At 60.1% G+C, this 16988-nt stretch carries 17 protein-coding genes; 11 read left to right on the plus strand and 6 right to left on the minus strand.

Going from position 1 to position 16988, the window contains the following annotated elements:
* Window positions 1-108: 108 nt before the first annotated feature.
* Both TX24_RS20910 and TX24_RS20915 read left to right on the plus strand, forming a co-directional pair.
* Window positions 109-1050: a hypothetical protein gene (locus TX24_RS20910; protein WP_186354418.1), complete on the plus strand. Its 942-nt coding sequence runs from the start codon at window positions 109-111 to the stop codon at window positions 1048-1050.
* A gap of 281 nt (window positions 1051-1331) precedes the next feature.
* Window positions 1332-1604, plus strand: coding sequence for a type B 50S ribosomal protein L31 (locus TX24_RS20915; protein WP_014717108.1), 273 nt, complete (start codon window positions 1332-1334; stop codon window positions 1602-1604).
* A gap of 20 nt (window positions 1605-1624) precedes the next feature.
* On the opposite strand, the gene TX24_RS20920 is transcribed toward TX24_RS20915, so the two are convergent.
* From TX24_RS20920 to TX24_RS20935, 4 genes are read right to left on the minus strand one after another with little or no spacing between them, the layout of a single operon-like run.
* Entirely contained in the window at window positions 1625-3004 is a 1380-nt protein-coding gene (locus TX24_RS20920; RefSeq protein WP_057711006.1) for an ATP-binding protein, read from the minus strand.
* Complete coding sequence (locus tag TX24_RS20925) at window positions 3001-4818, minus strand: DAHL domain-containing protein (RefSeq protein WP_057711007.1); 1818 nt, start codon at window positions 4816-4818, stop codon at window positions 3001-3003. Before TX24_RS20925 ends, TX24_RS20920 begins: the two co-directional genes overlap by 4 nt.
* Window positions 4815-5780, minus strand: a complete 966-nt coding sequence (locus TX24_RS20930; RefSeq protein WP_057711008.1) for a cytochrome-c peroxidase — start codon at window positions 5778-5780, stop codon at window positions 4815-4817. Before TX24_RS20930 ends, TX24_RS20925 begins: the two co-directional genes overlap by 4 nt.
* Window positions 5781-5814: 34 nt before the next feature.
* Window positions 5815-7689, minus strand: coding sequence for a putative bifunctional diguanylate cyclase/phosphodiesterase (locus TX24_RS20935; protein WP_057711009.1), 1875 nt, complete (start codon window positions 7687-7689; stop codon window positions 5815-5817).
* 199 nt (window positions 7690-7888) lie between these two features.
* Between TX24_RS20935 and nosR the strand changes: the two genes are divergently transcribed.
* Genes nosR through TX24_RS20950 form a run of 3 tightly spaced genes read left to right on the plus strand, consistent with a single transcriptional unit; the run spans window position 7889 to window position 10154 of the window.
* On the plus strand, window positions 7889-9202 hold the full coding sequence (nosR, locus tag TX24_RS20940) for a response regulator c-di-GMP phosphodiesterase, NosR family (protein ID WP_014717113.1): 1314 nt from the start codon (window positions 7889-7891) through the stop codon (window positions 9200-9202).
* Entirely contained in the window at window positions 9199-9612 is a 414-nt protein-coding gene (locus TX24_RS20945; protein WP_003188920.1) for an NUDIX hydrolase, read from the plus strand. Before nosR ends, TX24_RS20945 begins: the two co-directional genes overlap by 4 nt.
* Window positions 9609-10154, plus strand: coding sequence for a GNAT family N-acetyltransferase (locus tag TX24_RS20950; protein WP_003188921.1), 546 nt, complete (start codon window positions 9609-9611; stop codon window positions 10152-10154). The genes TX24_RS20945 and TX24_RS20950 overlap by 4 nt, the downstream gene beginning before the upstream one ends.
* A 70-nt stretch (window positions 10155-10224) precedes the next feature.
* Here the strand turns inward: TX24_RS20950 and metR are convergent, their stop codons facing one another.
* Window positions 10225-11142: a transcriptional regulator MetR gene (metR, locus tag TX24_RS20955; RefSeq protein ID WP_003188924.1), complete on the minus strand. Its 918-nt coding sequence runs from the start codon at window positions 11140-11142 to the stop codon at window positions 10225-10227.
* Window positions 11143-11324: 182 nt separating this feature from the next.
* Between metR and TX24_RS20960 the strand changes: the two genes are divergently transcribed.
* The 5 genes from TX24_RS20960 (at window position 11325) to TX24_RS20980 (ending at window position 15477) form a co-directional block, all read left to right on the plus strand.
* Window positions 11325-12344, plus strand: coding sequence for an alpha/beta fold hydrolase (locus TX24_RS20960; protein ID WP_003188925.1), 1020 nt, complete (start codon window positions 11325-11327; stop codon window positions 12342-12344).
* Between the two features lie 54 nt (window positions 12345-12398).
* The gene (locus tag TX24_RS20965) at window positions 12399-13052 is read left to right on the plus strand and encodes a DsbA family oxidoreductase (RefSeq protein ID WP_057711010.1); all 654 of its coding nucleotides are present in this window, start codon (window positions 12399-12401) and stop codon (window positions 13050-13052) included.
* A 726-nt stretch (window positions 13053-13778) separates the two neighbouring features.
* Window positions 13779-14699, plus strand: a complete 921-nt coding sequence (locus TX24_RS20970; RefSeq protein ID WP_003188928.1) for an arginase family protein — start codon at window positions 13779-13781, stop codon at window positions 14697-14699.
* On the plus strand, window positions 14696-15076 hold the full coding sequence (locus TX24_RS20975) for a DMT family transporter (RefSeq protein ID WP_003188930.1): 381 nt from the start codon (window positions 14696-14698) through the stop codon (window positions 15074-15076). The genes TX24_RS20970 and TX24_RS20975 overlap by 4 nt, the downstream gene beginning before the upstream one ends.
* Window positions 15073-15477 (plus strand): transporter, encoded by a 405-nt coding sequence (locus TX24_RS20980; protein ID WP_003188932.1) that lies wholly within the window; start codon window positions 15073-15075, stop codon window positions 15475-15477. Before TX24_RS20975 ends, TX24_RS20980 begins: the two co-directional genes overlap by 4 nt.
* 132 nt (window positions 15478-15609) lie before the next feature.
* Here the strand turns inward: TX24_RS20980 and TX24_RS20985 are convergent, their stop codons facing one another.
* A complete protein-coding gene (locus TX24_RS20985) occupies window positions 15610-16380 on the minus strand; it encodes a MipA/OmpV family protein (RefSeq protein ID WP_034134311.1) in 771 nt (256 codons plus the stop codon).
* Window positions 16381-16621: 241 nt separating this feature from the next.
* Between TX24_RS20985 and TX24_RS20990 the strand changes: the two genes are divergently transcribed.
* Window positions 16622-16988, plus strand: a 367-nt coding sequence (locus TX24_RS20990) for an HAD-IB family phosphatase (protein WP_157255558.1), incomplete at its 3' end; no start/stop codon positions are given.

The following is a 16988-nucleotide window of genomic DNA, read 5'->3' on the forward strand; positions in this document are numbered from 1 at the left end:
TTTTTTGTACTTCGGCGTCTTTGTACAGACAAAAATATCTATCAGCTTGATAGAGGAACTTATTACGCCCCCGTCACCATTCATTGGGCGTCTGGTTATGACCGGGCAATGGAAAGTAAGGACACTTTTATCAAGACGGAATTTATAACGGCAAGAGTGAGTAACTTACCTATGACGGCATCGATAACGACAGCGAATATTTTTTCCAATGTCTGGAGTTCTGCGCCTTCCAGTGACGACGGGGGTAAAAGCCAGTTAACCGGCTCGCAGCGCGAGCAGATCGCCCGAGAACATAAAAGAATGGAGGGTATTGAGAAACCTGAGCAGGATGTGAGTCGAAAGCCGGAGTTGGCTACTGGCCGTCCACCAGGTGATAACCGTACCGCCGAGCAAATTATCAACGACAACCCGATCCTCAAAAACCTCGGTCATCAGAAAGATATCAATCGCCCATTGGCTTATAAGCTTCTGGGGGATTGGACGAGCAATAACAAAGACCCGCAGGCACGAGCGGACGCCGCCTTCAACGCGGCGCGGGTACTTAACTATATCGATACGTCCTTATCGGCTGACGGCAAACACCGAGGCAAGGCCCATGGCAATGGCGATCTTGAAGGCATTACCCGTAGCGGCGATGCCCGGCACGGTACGCCGGCTGGTATGTGGAAAGACTTTACGGAGCAGGGTTATTCAGCCTTGCGTGAGCATCACCGTCTGGATAGTACCAGCGACACCCATGTAAAGGCGGATGGCACCAACAAAGATAATCTGCAGTGGGCTTCCGGCGAAGCTGGAAAGAGAACCTGGTTTATTCCTGGGCTCAGCAATATTCTTCTGGGCATCGGCGATGCAGACCAGGGGTTGGTCGGGGCCCTCAAGGGGGCCAAGGATGGTTTTGACAAAACCCGGGCCGATGGTTTTGATCAGGCGCTCGAGAGTGCTGCGCAGGGGGATATCTGGGGCGTCTTAAAAGGGTATGCCAGTGCTGTGAAAAAAAATGAGGCCACGCCAGAGCTGGTCAAGACAGTGTTGAATAAGGCGGGCAGCTAAGATCGGAGGGGAGACAGGTTTGGTTCTTGGAAAGGGATTTCCAGCAAGCCCCATAAGGCCATAAATATCTATAGAAGATCTCGGCCCGTCAGGTAGGCATGAGTAGGCTGCCCCGCCTTCGCGAGCAAGCCCGCTCCCACAGTTTGATCGCGGAGCGTGACGCAATACCTAGGGGCATAGATCGGCGCAATCTATTCTTATTGCAATAGGTTCTCGTTTGGTTGTTTGATTTTGTGTTACTGTATAACAAATCAACTGCGCCCAAACGCCCCGGAGGCCTCATGAAAGCTGGTATCCACCCCGACTACCGCACCGTGCTGTTCCACGACACTGCCGCCGACGTGTTCTTCCTCATCGGTTCCACCGCCGACAGTGATCGCACCCATAAACACAGCGACGGCAACACCTATCCCTACATACCGCTGGACGTCTCCAGCGCCTCGCACCCGGTCTACACCGGCCAGCAGCGCAAGACCCAGGCCGAAGGTCGGATTGCCGGGTTCAACAAGCGTTTTGCATCGTTTGGGTCGAGCCCGAAAAAAGCTGACGCATGAGCATGATCCGGCGGCGTGTCCTACGCCGCCGTCTGCCGAATCGGCAGTACCACCCGAAACTTCGTACCCTTGCCCAGCTCGCTGCTGACGCTGATATCGCCGCGGTGTTTTTTGACGATCCCGTAGGACAACGACAACCCCAACCCCGTACCTTCGCCCACCGGCTTGGTGGTAAAGAACGGGTCGAAGATTTTCTGCACGGTCTCGGGGGCAATCCCACAGCCGTTGTCTGCGACTTCCAGCCAGACGTTTTCGCCTTCCACTCCGTTGCTGATGGTAATGGTGCCGCGCTCAGGGCCCATGGCTTGTGCGGCGTTGATCACCAGGTTCATCACCACCTGATTGAGCTGGGAGGCCAGGCATTCGATTTCCGGCAGCGACGCGTAGTGCTTGACCACATCGGCCTTGTACTTGAGTTCGCTGGCGACGATGTTCAGCGTCGAATCGATGCCTTGCTGCAGGTTGGCAAATTGCCAGGTCTGGTCGTTATCCACCCGTGAGAAGTTCTTCAGGTCTTTGACGATCTGCACCACACGGCCGATGCCGTCCTTGGATTCGCGGATCAGGATCGGAATGTCGTCCTTGAGAAAATCCAGGTCCAGCTCGTTGCGCAATGCCGTGAGCGGTTCGCGATGTTCTGGCGCCCCGATGTGCGCTTCGCTGTGCTGGTAGGCATTGAGCATCTGTTGCAGCTGCTTGAAGTAGCTGTCGAGGGTGCTGAGGTTGGAGGAAATAAAGCCCACCGGGTTGTTGATCTCATGGGCGACGCCGGCCGCAAGTTGCCCCAGCGAGGCGAGTTTTTCCGACTGCACCAGTTGGCTTTCCAGGTGCTTGCGCTCTTCAATTTCCAGTTGCAGCGCTTGGGTGCGTTCTTCCACCAACCGCTCCAGCTGCGAGGTTTGCAGGGAAGCGCGGCGGGCCATGTCCCATTTGTTGGCCAGGGTGTTGGCCATTTGCTGGACTTCGATATTGTCGAAGGGCTTTTTCAGGATCAGCAGGCGGTCGTGGGCGTGCAGGCGAAACAACAGGTCATCCCAGGAATAGTCCGAGTAGGCGGTACACACCACCACTTGCAGGTCGGGGGCGACTTTCCACAGTTCTTCAATGGTCTTGGCGCCGTCCCAACCCTGGGGCATGCGCATGTCAACGAAGGCCAACGCATAGGGGCGCTGTTGCGCCATGGCGCTGGTCAGCAAGCCCAGGCCTTCCTCGCCGCCGTAAGCGCCGTGCAGCTCGAATGCCTGGGCTTGAGGTTTGGCGGCGTCGCCAAACAGTGCCGACTCCATCTCATCCAGCGCTTCGGTTGAGGCTTCGTCGGGCATCAGGATCTTGCGAAAATCCTCATGAATGGACGGTGTGTCATCGATCAGCAGGATGCGCCGGTTGGGAGGTTGGTTCATGAGCTGCTTCCGGCAAGGGTCAAGGGGATGGTCAAGGTGAAGACGGCGCCAAGGCCCGGCCCGTCGCTGTGGGCGCTGAGCTGGCCGTTCATTTCCACGGCGGCCAGGGCGCAGCTGTGCAGGCCGAAGCCGTGGCCTTCCTTGCGGGTGGTAAAACCGTGGGTGAAGATGCGTGCCATGTTCTCGGGCGGTATGCCTTCGCCATCGTCCTTCACACTGATCTTCAGGGTCTCGTCGCCTACCGATTCCACCGCCAGGGTGATTTGCCGTGGCCGCTCAGACAGTTTGTCCATGGCGTATTTGGCATTGCTGATGAGGTTGACCATGATCAGCAGCAGCCGGTGCTTGTCCGCCAAAATCTCCGGCACCGGGGCGTACGCCTTCACAACAGTGACATGGTGACGGCTCAGCGCGCCGGCGTTCATGCGCAGGGCGTCGTCCATCAAGGCGCTGATATTGACCGGCTCCAGCAAGGTAGACGCACCCGCATAGGATTGCTGGGTCGAGACGATGTCCTTGATGTGGTCCACACTTTTGCTCAACTGCGCCAGCTCATCGCTCATGCCTTGCTGTTCGACAGCAATCGCTTCGACCAACTGGTTCAGATAGCCCGGCAGCAACTTGCCCTTTTCATCCTCGGTAAGGAAGGTGCCCAGGTCGCCCTGATGGGCGTTGATCAACTGCATGGCCTTGCCCAGGCCGAGCGCCTTGCTGGCGCGCAACTTGCGTCTGACCAGATCGGCGGAGATATTCACACTGTTGAGCACGTTACCGACGTTGTGCAACACGTTGGTGGCGATCTCTGCCATGCCGGCCTGGCGGGCGCTGTCCATCAGCTCGCTCTGGGCATCCTTGAGCTGTTGCGTGCGCCGCTCCACGCGTTGCTCCAGGGTTTCGTTGGCGGCCTGCAACGCGCGGTTGACGCGGTTTATCTCGGCGAAGCTGCGCAACAGGCGCACCGCCAGGTAGAGCAGCAGCACCACAAGCAAGGTCGAGAAGATCAGCAGGTAGCGATGGTATTGATGGTCGATGAGGTCTGTGGCTTGCTGGTCCTGATTGAGGTGGGTGGTCAAGTCATCGAGGTGTTCGGCCACCGGCACGGCGGCAATCCGCTCCAGCAGGCTGTTGACCAGTGGCTGTTCGCGCAGGATCAGCGAAATATGATTGCTGAGGATCTCCACCGGTGCCTGGAACTCACTGGGCAGGCTTTGTTGGTTGATGGCCAGTTTGCCCAGGCCCACCAGGATATCGGCGGCACGTTCGTCGCTGGTGACCTGGGCAAACTCCAGGCTGCTGAGCAGCAGGTCGTAAGTGTCGGTGGCCACGCTTTGCAGCTGCAGCCGGCCTTCGTCGGTCATGCTGTTGAATTGGGCCTGGATGTCGTCTTCGGCCGTCGGCAAAAAAGCCAATGAGTTACGCAGCACTGCGTTGTGGGATTTGAACTGGTCGACCAACCGGGCTTTTTCCTCGATGGCCCTCAGATACGCCGCATGGCTGGCTTGCCAACCGGGCAGGTCGGCTGCGCTGTGGTAGGTGTCGCGACTTTCCAGTTCAGCCCCGATGCGGGTCATTTCGGTCAGCGGTGTGACCAGTGGGTCGTAGTTGTGGGTGATCGCGATCCTGGCCTTGAGTACTTCGCTGTCCCACTGGGCATTGAGCTGCTGGAGTTGGCGGATCAAGTCGCGCGACTGGGTATAAGTGGCCGTCTGGTCGCGTGAAGACTTGAGGTACAAAAATACCAGGGTGGAGGCCAGTAACAGGGTGATGAGGCCTAGCAGGATCTGGCTGATACGTCGGCGTGACAAGCGTCTCATAGCGGTTTGCCCGCCCATTCGCCGGTCAGGGTCTTGAGAAACTGGATAATCAGGTCCTTGTCTTCCTGGGACGGGTTGCGCCCCAACTGGTACTTGAACATCACGTCAACCGCCTCCTCAAGCGTCCTGGCCGAGGCGTCGTGGAAGTACGGCGCCGTGACGGCCACATTGCGCAGGCTGGGCACCTTGAATACATGGCGGTCCTCTTCATCCTGGGTCAGCAGGTAGCGCCCCAGGTCCGATTCCAGCGGGTTACCGCGGGCCTTGAAGTAGTCGCCCATCACACCGAACTTCTGGAACATATTGCCGCCAATGTTCACGCCCTGGTGACAGGCGATGCAGCCGTAATCCTTGAAGCGTTGGTAGCCGTATTTTTCCTGGCGGGTCAGGATATCGGTGTCGCCCAGCAAGTATTGGTCAAACCGCGAGTTGGGTGTCAGCAGCGTGCGTTCGTAGGTGGCCAGGGCGTTTTGCACATTGGAAGCGGTGACGCCATCGGGGTAGGCCTGTTTGAACGCGTTCTGGTAGGCGGGCAGGGCGGAGAGGTTGCGCACCACGGTATTCCAGTCGCTGCCCATTTCCACCGGGCTGATCACCACCTGCTCGACCTGGGCCTCCAACGTGTCCACCCGACCGTTCCAGAACTGTTTGAAATTAAGGCTGGCGTTGAACACAGAAGGGGTATTGATCTGCACCGGCTTGCCGTCAAAGCCAATGGAGAACGGCTTGTTGTCGGCGCCGCCGCTGGTCAGTGGGTGACAGCTGGCGCAGGACAAGGTGTTGTTGACCGACAAGCGCGGCTCATTGAACAGCTGGCGACCCAGCTCAACCTTGGCCGGGTCCAATACGGGAACCGCCGGCAAGGGCTTGAGCGCTTCGTTCAGTGGCGCGGCTGCGAGCGATGTAGTGCCCAGGCATAACGCGAACATCAGGCCAGAACGGTGGTTTACGACGTTGCTCAAGCGAGCACTCCTTGCAGGCCTAGGGCTATTTATTTTATTGATCGGGCATCAGTGTCGCGCTATCCGTTTGCAGCAACTGCACAAAATCTTTCGAAGGCAGCGCCTTGCTGAATAGAAAGCCCTGGCCCTCTTCACACTGCTGGGCTTTGAGGAAATTCAGTTGGTCGATGGTTTCCACGCCTTCGGCAATGATGTTCAGCTCCAGGCTCTTGCCCATGCCGATGATAGCGCTGATCAGCTGTTCGTCCTGGCTATTGATGCGCAGGCCGCGCACAAAGGATTGGTCGATCTTCAGCACATCGATGGGAAAGCGCCGCAGGTAGCTGAGGCTGGAGTAGCCGGTGCCGAAATCGTCCAGAGCCAGGCGGATGCCCATGGCCTTGATCTTTTGCAGGGTCTCCACGGTTTCATCGACGTTCTGCATCAGCACGCTTTCGGTGATTTCCAGTTCCAGTTGGGTGGGCGGCAGGCCTGTTTCTTTCAGGATGGCGGCCAGGTTGTCGACGAAGTCTCGTTGGCGAAAGTCGATCGCCGAGATGTTCACCGACATGCGCAGGGGGGCCAGGCCCATCTCGCGCCAGGCTTGGGCTTGTGTGCAGGCTTGGCGCAGTACCCACTGAGTCAGGCGTACGATCAGGCCGCTGTCTTCGGCGACCGGAATGAACTCCGCCGGGCTGACCCAACCTGACTGCGGTCGAAACCAGCGTGTCAGCGCTTCCGCGCCGACGATGCGCCCGGACTCCAACGCCAGCTTGGGCTGGTAATGCAGCACAAACTCATCGCGGTCCAGCGCCTGGCGGATCGCGCTTTCCAGGTTTTGCTGGTGCTGGGCGCGCAGGTTCATGTCTTCGGTGTAAAAGCTGAAATCCCCCGAGCCGCGCTCTTTGCTGGTACGCATCGCGGTTTCAGCATGCTTGAGCAAGCCCACGGCATTGTCGCTGTCATCGGGGTAAATGCTGATGCCCAGGCTGGCGCTCACACTGAGGTCATGCCCCGCGACATGGCGAGTCGCGCTGACGGCATTGAGTACCTTTTGCGCAATGTGCTGGGTTTGCTGGGGATGCTGGATATCGTTGAGCAGCACCACGAACTCGTCGGAGCCGTAACGAAACACCGAATCCGACGCCCGTACCGCCGCCACCAGGCTCAGGCTCACCTGCGCAAGCACATCGTCGCCTGCCGGATAGCCCAGGGCGTTGTTGATGCGCTTGAAGCGGTCGAGCCCCAGAAACATCACCGCCAGTTGCGTGTCGTGCCTGCGGCCCAAGGCGATCGCCTGGGTCAGGCGGTCGCCCAGCAACGTGCTGTTGGGCAACTCCGTCAGGGCGTCGTATTGCAATAAGTGCGAGACCTTGAGCAGCTCCTGCACGCGTTCCTCGATGGTGCGCTCCAGGCTGATCACCTTCAGGGCCGCGTCCTGGGCCAGTTGCCATTTCCAGGTCAGGGCGCTGGCCATCTGGCGGATTTCCAGGTGGTCGAAGGGCTTTTTCAGGATCAGCAGTTGGTCGTTGTATTTCAGGCGCGCTTCGATGGCCTCGAAGGAATAGTCGGAATAGGCCGTGCAGAGCGCGATTTGCAGGTTGGGGTCCACCTCCCACAACTGTTCGATGGTGTGCAGGCCGTCCCAGCCAGGGGGCATGCGCATGTCGATAAACACCATGGCGTAGGGCGAGTGGGCGTCCAGGGCTTTCTTGACCAGCGCCAAGGCTTCCTGGCCCTGATAGGCCGAGTCCAGGTCAAACGCCTGGCGCACCGGCACCGTGGTGCCGAACAGGGCGGACTCCAGAGTGTCGAGGGAGGGCTCGCCGTACTCGTCGGCACAAAGGATCTTGCGAAAATCCTGGTGGATCGAAGCCGTGTCATCCACGATCAGGATGCGCCGGTTGGCCCGGCCCGATTCCGTCCTCATGGCGTACTCAGCACGTGCAAAAGGCTTGATGGCATGACAATTCCTTCCCTGGTTCTACAACTGAACGGGGCGCGAGCATGCAGTGCAGCATAGTTGAGTTCCCTTGATATCGACGGCCAGTTGGCGTCAAATCAATCGCGCTTTGTATTGCGCGGATTCAATTTAGCCTAACTTCGTTTAATTTGAAGGCAGAGTCGCCATGGATGAACAACTCGCTACGAAGTCCGTTGTTTTGCTGGTCGACGATGAAGAGTCGATCCTTAACAGCCTGCGCCGCCTGCTGCGCGGCCAGCCCTATGACGTGGTATTGGCCACCAGCGGCGCCCAGGCGCTGGAGATCATGGCGACCCGGCCTATCGATCTGGTGATGAGCGATGCGCGCATGCCCGGCATGGACGGCGCCACGCTGCTGGCCGAGGTCCACCGCCTGTATCCCGCCACCAGCCGCATCCTGCTCACCGGCTACGCCGACCTGACCACCATCATCAAGGCGATCAACGACGGGCAGATCCACCGCTACATCAGCAAACCCTGGAACGACGAGGAGTTGCAACTGGTGTTGCAGCAAACCCTCGAGCACCAACGGCTTGAACGCCTGGCCCGAGACCAGACCGAACAGCTCAAGCTGCTCAACGCCACCCTGGAAAAACGCGTGGCGGCGCGTACCGCCGAGTTGCAACAAACCGCCGACATGCTCGACCTGGCCTACGACGAGCTCAAGCGCAGCTACGTGACCGGCACCGAAGTATTCTCGCTGCTGGCCAACCTGCGCTTGCCCAAGGACAAACAGACCAACCGTGCGTTGATCGAGTTGATCCGCGTGTATTGCGCCGCCCAGTCCATGGACGAATCCAGCACCCGTGACCTGACCATGGCCGCCGCGTTGTACAACATCGGCAAGTTGAGCTGGACCGACAGCATGATGGTTGCACCGTCAGACAAACTGCATAGCACCGACCGCGGCTTGTACCGTGAGTATCCGGGGCAGAGCGAGTCGTTGCTGATGACCCTGGAGCCGATGAAGGATGCGGCGCGGATCATTCGTCATCACCAGGAACGTTGGGACGGCACGGGGTTTCCCGACCACCTCAAGGGCGATACCATCCCGCCCGGTTCACGGCTGCTGAAGCTGGCGGTGGACTTTATCGAATTGCAGAAAGGCTTGATCCTGGAGCGACACCTCAACAGCGACGAAGCGCTGTTGTATATCCGCAAGTACGCCGGGCGCCTGTATGACCCGGCGTTGGTGGAAGATTTTGTGCAGGCCTGCGCCACCTTCCTCAGCGACGTTACCCTGGGCGACCCCACGGTCAAAGTCCTCACGACCCGTGAGCTTGAGGCCGGCATGGTGTTGGCCCGTAACCTCAATGCCGATAACGGCATGCTGCTGCTCAATGCTGGCAAGGTGCTTAACTTGCCGCTGGTGGACAAATTGATCGCGTTCGAAGCGATGGAAGGCGCCAAGTACAGCGTATTTATCAAACAGCCCGAAGAGACCTCGATTCTTTCATGAATGATTCAACCATCCGCATCGCCGCCGCCATCCTCATTGACCAAGCCGGCCAGACCCTGCTGGTGCGCAAGCGCGGCACCCAGGCGTTCATGCAACCTGGCGGCAAGATCGACGCAGGCGAACAACCCGTCCAGGCGCTGGCCCGTGAGCTGTATGAAGAGCTGAACCTGCACATCAAGGTCGAGGACGCCACGTACCTCGGCCAATTCTCGGCGCCTGCCGCCAACGAACCGGGCTTCACCGTGCAGGCCGAGCTGTTCCAGGTGCAGATCGACGTTGCGGTCACGCCAGCGGCGGAAATTGAAGAAATCCGCTGGATCGACCCCACGGGCGATGGCGGCCTGCAATTGGCGCCGCTGACCCGCGATACGATCCTGCCGCTCTACCGCGCGTCGCTGATCGACGCATGATCATTCGCCCGCTGGAGGCTCCCGACGCACCCGTATACCGGGCGTTGATGCTACAGGCGTATGGCGCTTATCCCCAGGCGTTCACCTCCAGCGTGGCCGAACGTGCCTTGATGCCCTTGAGCTGGTGGGAAAAGCGCCTCGGCAGCCCGCTGGACCGGCTGTTTGGCGCCTTCGACGGCGATCAGTTGGCGGGTATTGTCGGCCTTGCATTTGAGCCACGGGAGAAGGCCCGGCACAAGGTGACCTTGTTCGGCATGTACGTGACCGAGGCTTATCAACAGCAGGGGCTTGGGCGGCAACTGGTGCAAGCCGCACTGGAAGAAGCCCGTCGCCACCCGCGCCTCAAACTGATCCAACTGACCGTCACCGCCGGCAATGACGCCGCCTTTGCGCTCTACCAGCGCTGCGGTTTCATTCAGTACGGCCTGGAGCCATTGGCTGTGCGGGTAGGCGTGGAGTACTTCGACAAGATCCACATGTGGCGCGAACTGCAGGTGGACTGTGGGAGCTGGCTTGCCTGCGATAGCATCACCACGGTGTAACTGAAACACCGCGGTGCAAGCATCGCGGGCAAGCCCAGCTCCCACGCTAGCCCGCACACTCAGAGCCCGCTCAACGCACCGCGCTGACGCCATCCAGCGTGGAAAACGAGGTGTCCTTGGCCGTCAGCAAGAAGTCGCGCATGTAAGGCGCATCGAGCATGTCGGCACGAATGCCCGCATACAACGTGGCGAACAACCCTTTCTCGCCCAACCGCTTGGCCTTCACATACCCGCGCGAGCTGTATTCATGCAGCGCCCAGTGGGGCATGCCGCACACACCACGACCACTGGCCACCAGTTGCATCATCATCACGGTCAGCTCCGAGGTCCGAACCTGGGCCGGTTCAACGTCGGCCGGTTCCAGGAAGCGGGTGAAGATGTCCAGGCGGTCACGTTCCACCGGGTAGGTGATCAGGGTTTCTGTCAGCAGGTCTTCCGGCACGATGTAAGACTTGTTCGCCAGCGCGTGCTGGTTGGCCACCGCCAGCATGGCTTCGTAGGTGAACAGCGGCACGTAGGTGATGCCCGGCAGTTCCAGCGGGTCGGAGGTCACCACAAGGTCCAGGTCGCCACGGGCCAGGGCCGGCAGCGGCGCGAAGGCAAAGCCGGAGGCCAGGTCCAGCTCGACTTCCGGCCAGGCATCGCGGAATTGGTCGATGGTCGGCATCAGCCACTGGAAACAACTGTGGCATTCGATCGCCATGTGCAAGCGCCCGGCGGTGCCCCCGGCCAGCCGCGCAATATCGCGCTCGGCACCGCGCAACAACGGCAGGGTGGCGTCGGCCAATTGCAGCAGGCGCAGGCCGGCGCTGGTGAAACGCACCGGTTTGGTCTTGCGCACGAACAGCGGCATACCCAGGCGCTCTTCCAGCTCTTTGAACTGGTGGGAGAGGGCGGACTGGGTCAAGTGCAGGCGTTCGGCGGCCTCCACCAGGCTGTCGGCTTCGCGCAAGGCGTGCAGGGTTTTCAAGTGACGGATTTCGAGCACAGGCGCTCCATGAAGAAAATTTGCGACAAAAACGGATTGCGTGATTTTGTCTCATGTTGTGGGGCGTGTCGACCATGACCACTGGGCACTCTTCATCAAACTGTCATCGAACTGTGGCAGCGCGCTTGAACAAACTTCATCAGACTCGCGCTCTACTGGGGTTCTGCGTTTTGGTGTTTTTCATGCGTGCGTTGTTTTTTGTGGCCGCTCTACTGTTCGGCCTGCCGTCCTTTGCGGCTTCTCGATGTGATGTCAATGTCCCGACCCAAACGGTCGACCTGGCTCAGGTGAGCATCGCCTATCAAAGTATCGGCCGTGCGTCCGACCCTGCGTTGCTGTTGGTGATGGGCCTGGGCGGGCAGTTGATTCACTGGCCGGATGAAGTGGTGGTGGCCCTGTGCGAACAAGGTTTCCGGGTGATTCGCTACGACAACCGCGATGTGGGCTTGTCCACTTGGCGGCAGGCGCCGGCGAGCGCCAACCTGACTTTCGAAGTGCTGCGCTACAAACTCGGCCTGCCGGTGGCCGCGCCTTATACCTTGACTGATATGGCCGACGACGCGCTGGGGTTGATGGATGCGCTGCAGGTGCAGCAATTTCACGTACTCGGCGCGAGCATGGGCGGCATGATCGCTCAACACCTGGCGGCCATGGCGCCACAGCGTGTGGAAAGCCTGACCCTGATCATGACCAGCTCCGGCGCCGAGGGCCTGCCCGCGCCGAACGCGGCGCTGGTGCAATTGCTGTCGCGGCGCAGCGCGCCCAACCGTGAGGTGGCGCTGGAGCAACAGGCGGATTTGCTCGCGGCGTTGGGCAGCCCGGATATCAAGGACGATCGCCAGGCGTTGCTGCACCAGGCGGCGCTGTCCTATGACCGCGCCTTCAACCCCGAAGGCGTGAAGCGCCAGATCATGGCGATCCTGGCCGAGCCGAGCCGTGTGCCCTTGCTCAACCAACTGCGCGTGCCTGCGTTGGTCGTCCACGGCACCGCCGACCCCTTGCTGCCGGTGATGCACGGCGTGCACCTGGCCGCGCATATCCAGGGCAGCCAGTTGAAATTGATTCCCGGCCTGGCCCACCGTTTTCAGGAAGCGTTCAAGGCGCCCTTGTTAGCGGCGGTGTTGCCCTACCTGCAAGCCCATCGCCAGGATGGCGCGCATTGGGCGCAGATCGATTTGAGCGAGCCTTCGAAGGTGCTGTGAAGGTGGTGTATCGTGCAACCTTTATGCGCATGACTGCCTGCGAGGTTGCCCACCATGAGTACTCCCCTGAAAATCGATTTCGTCAGCGACGTATCCTGCCCCTGGTGCATCATCGGCCTGCGCGGCTTGACCGAAGCCCTCGACCAGCTCGGCAGCGAGGTGCGGGCCGAGATTCATTTTCAACCGTTCGAACTGAACCCGAACATGCCCGCCGAAGGTCAGAACATCGTCGAGCACATTACCGAAAAGTACGGCTCCACGGCTGAAGAGTCCCAGGCTAATCGTGCGCGTATCCGTGACATGGGCGCCGCGTTGGGCTTTGCTTTTCGCACCGATGGCCAGAGCCGTATCTACAACACCTTCGACGCGCACCGTCTGTTGCACTGGGCCGGGTTGGAAGGCTTGCAGTACAACCTCAAGGAAGCGCTGTTCAAGGCGTACTTCAGCGATGGCCAGGACCCTTCCGACCACGCGACCTTGGCGATCATCGCCGAAAGCGTCGGGCTGGACCTTGCGCGCGCCGCCGAGATTCTTGCCAGCGATGAATACGCCGCCGAGGTCCGCGAGCAGGAGCAGCTGTGGGTTTCCCGTGGGGTGAGCTCGGTGCCGACCATTGTCTTCAATGACCAATATGCGGTGAGCGGTGGGCAACCGGCTGAGGCCTTCGTGGGTGCGATTCGCCAGATCATTAACGAATCGAAATCCTGAGGCCGAGCACGGAGCAAAATGTGGGGCTGTCAGTTGCAAATGAGGTGGCTGACACACCGCCATCGCAGCATAGGTATCTACACAACTTTGGTGTGACGCTGGACCTGTGGCGAGGGAGCTTGCTCCCGTGACGGCCTGACAGCCGGCGCCTATCTACCTGGCACCCCGCGATCCAAATGTGGGAGCTGGCTTGCCTGCGAAGACGGCCTAACAGGCAACACATTTGGACAGGGTACATATCCGTTATTTAGGTAACGGCCGCTTAGGGTTCCGCCCTGACGGCGGGTCACTTTGGAAAAGCCCCAAAGTAACCAAAGGGCTCTTGCCCCACCACTCGGCACCTCGCTTAGGCTCGGTGTGCCCGAACGCAGGCTTGAATCCGTGGGCCGCCGCCACGCGCCATCCATGGCGCGGGGCGGCTAACCCGGCGTCCTGCCGGGTTACCCACGAATTCAAGCCTGCGTTCGGCCAGCGTGGTTTAACGGGGCGCCTAAGATCAAAAGCAGATCAAGAGCCAGATCAAGAGCGGCTCGCTTCGCATCGTGGTTACCGTGGGCTGCAACAACCTATAGAAGTTATATAGGTGCTTATGGCCATCGCAGGCAAGCCAGCTCCCACATTTGATCTGTGTCGGCATTAAGAGAAGCGCTGGCCCATCCCTTGCATTACCCCCCTAAAGCCCAACCGGCCTGCGGTTGGGCGCTGCCATTAGGGGTGTAACTTACCTTGAATATTCTTGACCTTGACCACAGCCTCACCGGCCAGGCACCGATTGCCCGGCGGTTGGCCAGCGGTCGGGCCACGCGCCTGGACCTGCTGGACCTAGGCCCGAAATTGCGTTTGTGGTCCACCGAAAAAACCTGGAAGCGTTTCGTCGAGCGCCTGGCCCAGCGGCCTCGGCCCCGTGGCGCGCGCCCGGAAATCCTGTTTGTCGGCTCCGGCGATTATCACCACCTTACGCCGGCCTTTTTGGCCGACCTCAAAGAGCCCATCAGCCTGATCCACTTTGACAACCACCCCGACTGGGTGCGCTTTGCGCCCAAGCGGCACTGCGGTTCATGGGTCAACCGGGCGCTGAAGATGCCGGCGATCCAACGCATCGTCACCCTCGGCCCGTGCAGCGATGACCTGCATAACCCGCAACTGCGCGGCGGCAACCTTGGCGCCCTCAAGCGCGGGCGTTTGCAGTTGTTTCCCTGGCAGCATCCGCCGTCCAAGGTCTGGGGCCGGGTGGGGGACGGCGCCGGCCACCAGCAACAGGAAAACCACCTGCATTGGCGCAACTTGGCGGACCTGGATTGGGCGGCTTTCCTCGACCAGATGATTGCCAGCCTGCCCACCGAAGCGATCTGGATCACCATCGACAAAGATGTGCTGGCCAGTGAAGACGCCGCGACCAACTGGGACCAGGGCGGCATGCGCCTGACCCATTTGCTCCAGGCCCTGCGAGCGTTGGCGGCGGGTAAACGCATCATTGGCATCGACGTCTGCGGTGAGTTCGCCACACCGGCGTTCAGCAACGCGTTCAAGCGCTGGGAAGCCAAGTCTGATCAGCCGCCACCGGAGCGCTGGAGCCCGCAAGACTTGCAGCGTAATGCTGCAACCAATGAAGCCTTGATCGACCTGTTTGAGGAGCTGTTCCCGTGACCCTGACCGTGGTGTTGTTACTGGCGTTTTCCATCGTCCTCGATGTGATTGGCCAGCTGTGTTTCAAATTGGGCGTGGACCGTTTGCCGCAACTCGATGGCGGTTTTCGCCTGCGTGCGTTCTGGGGCCAGGTGTTCAATGCGCCGCTGTTGTGGGCCGGCGTCGGCGCCTATGTGATTGAGTTTTTTGTCTGGCTCGAAGCGCTGTCCCGTGCGCCCTTGAGTCTGCTGTTTCCGCTGGCGGCGTTGGCCTATTGCCTGGTGGTGTTGGCGGGCAGGGTGGTGCTCAAGGAAACCGTCAGCCGACGTCGCTGGCTGGGCACGTTGGTGATCACGTTGGGTGTGATGTTGGTAGCAATCGCGGGGAACCAGGCATGACAACGCAGACAATCAATACTGGCTGGCTGCATGGGCGGCTTGGCACCCTGGTGCTATGGGCATTGCTGATCGCCACCGAAAGCGCAGGGCAATTGTTCACCAAGGTGGCCGGCGATCAATTGGGGCCGATGGACTTCAGTTGGCAATGGCTGGCCGACGTGGCGCGCAACCCGGGAATTCTGGCGGCGATTGCCAGCTATCTCGGGGCGTTTTTTGTGTGGATGCTGATTCTACGGCGTAGCAGTTTGTCCCTGGCGTTTCCGCTGAGTTCGCTGGTGTTTGTGGCCGTATTGCTGGGTTCTTGGCTGGGGCTGGGCGAGCACATCAGCGCGTTGCATTGGGTAGGCGTGGTGGTGATTATCGGTGGTATCGCCCTTTTGGCTGAGGGCGAAGAACACTGAAAATAGTGCTATGAACGCAGGCCCAATGTGGGAGCGGGCTTGCTCGCGAATGCGGTGGATCAGTTAAATATTAGCTGACTGACACACTGCTTTCGCGAGCAAGCCCGCTCCCACATTTTGCTCCCGGGTAATTCAGTCGAAGGTGTAGCTGATCGCCGTCTGCACCTGGCCCTGATTCACCTGGCCAGCCTCTTTGACGATGCTGCTCTTGGCCGCCGACCCCACCAGGTGTACCCAGCTGGCACTGGTCAGCAGTGACCAATGGGGCGCCAGGGGGAAGGAAAAACTTTGACTCAGCGTCACGTTCTGAAAGCCGCCGCTCGCGTTATACGGCCGTAAGCCCGAGGCGACAGCTTCGTTGTTGTCTACGCCGAAAAAGGTATTGGTCTGGCGCGCATCGGCAAAATGCGCAACCAGGCCGCTGCTGCCGATAATCCCGCCACCCAAGGGGTAACCCAGTTCGCCGCCGATTTTACCCAGGGCGCCGCTCTGGGAATGCCCGCCGCCCACGGCCTGGCCCAATTGCGCGTAGACCCGCCAGAAATTGGCCGGGGCGTATTGGACGAAACCGCCCACTTCCGCCATGTCCGACACGTTGCGCAGGCCTTGCAACTCGCCGTTGGAGGTGCGCCCCGAAAGGTAGTTGATATAGGGGCCAGCGGTAAGGCCGTGGGTATCCAGGGCGCTCCAGGTCAGGCCGTCATCGGTGCTCAGGCTGACGTCACCCCAATCCAGGTCCAGGTACGGCACAGGCCGGGTTTCGTAGCGGCTGCCGCTGGGGTCGTGGGGCTGATAGCTGAGGCCCGCGCCCACATCGCCCGTGATGCCCTCTGCCCATGCGGCACTGCAAAGGCCCCACCCTCCAAGTAAACCGGTGAATACAGCAGCAGCGAACTTGGACATGGGGACGTTTCCTGAAGGTGGGCAGGCGCGCATGAACGCGCAAACCGGCGCGCCTGCGCAAGCACTCATGTTGTTTGTAGCAAGCTACAAAAATTGTAGCTCCTGCGACATATATCACTGCGCATTTCGCGCCAACCCCCAGCCCTGCGGGGTTTTCGCCAGTTGGCACAGTCCCTGCTCTATCCCTTGGCAAGCGCATACAGCGCGCTCCTCCAAGGCCCTTTACCTAAAGGAAAGGCAGATGATCAACTGGCATATCGTGTGTGACTTCGACGGGACCATTACTCCCACGGATGTCATCGACAACGTCCTCCAACGCTTCGCCGGCCCCGAGTGGGAAACCATTGAGCAGGAATGGCTGGATGGGCATATCGGTTCACGCGAATGCCTGAGCCGCCAACTGGCGCTGATCAAGGCCACCCCGGCTGAACTGCTGGCGTACTTCGACAGCGTCGAGATCGACCCGGACTTCCCGGACTTTGTCGATCACGTCATGGGCCTGGGTGCCTCCATCGAAGTGGTCAGCGACGGCATCGAGCAGGGCATTGCCCGCATCCTTTCGCGCAACTACGTGACCCTGCTGCCGATCCTCGCCAACCGCCTGCGCC

The sequence above is a fragment of the Pseudomonas lactis genome, from assembly GCF_001439845.1.
Taxonomy (GTDB): Bacteria; Pseudomonadota; Gammaproteobacteria; order Pseudomonadales; family Pseudomonadaceae; genus Aquipseudomonas; species Aquipseudomonas lactis.

Bases quoted from the DNA above. Each gene is read 5' to 3' on its own strand.
- TX24_RS20915 (WP_014717108.1), top strand. From the start codon at position 1,332: ATGAAAGCTGGTATCCACCCCGACTACCGCACCGTGCTGTTCCACGAC.
- TX24_RS20910 (WP_186354418.1), top strand. From the start codon at position 109: ATGGAAAGTAAGGACACTTTTATCAAGACGGAATTTATAACGGCAAGA.
- TX24_RS20960 (WP_003188925.1), top strand. From the start codon at position 11,325: ATGCGTGCGTTGTTTTTTGTGGCCGCTCTACTGTTCGGCCTGCCGTCC.
- TX24_RS20980 (WP_003188932.1), top strand. From the start codon at position 15,073: ATGACAACGCAGACAATCAATACTGGCTGGCTGCATGGGCGGCTTGGC.
- nosR (WP_014717113.1), top strand. From the start codon at position 7,889: ATGGATGAACAACTCGCTACGAAGTCCGTTGTTTTGCTGGTCGACGAT.
- TX24_RS20945 (WP_003188920.1), top strand. From the start codon at position 9,199: ATGAATGATTCAACCATCCGCATCGCCGCCGCCATCCTCATTGACCAA.
- TX24_RS20965 (WP_057711010.1), top strand. From the start codon at position 12,399: ATGAGTACTCCCCTGAAAATCGATTTCGTCAGCGACGTATCCTGCCCC.
- TX24_RS20920 (WP_057711006.1), bottom strand. From the start codon at position 3,004: ATGAACCAACCTCCCAACCGGCGCATCCTGCTGATCGATGACACACCG.
- TX24_RS20935 (WP_057711009.1), bottom strand. From the start codon at position 7,689: ATGAGGACGGAATCGGGCCGGGCCAACCGGCGCATCCTGATCGTGGAT.
- TX24_RS20950 (WP_003188921.1), top strand. From the start codon at position 9,609: ATGATCATTCGCCCGCTGGAGGCTCCCGACGCACCCGTATACCGGGCG.
- TX24_RS20985 (WP_034134311.1), bottom strand. From the start codon at position 16,380: ATGTCCAAGTTCGCTGCTGCTGTATTCACCGGTTTACTTGGAGGGTGG.
- TX24_RS20925 (WP_057711007.1), bottom strand. From the start codon at position 4,818: ATGAGACGCTTGTCACGCCGACGTATCAGCCAGATCCTGCTAGGCCTC.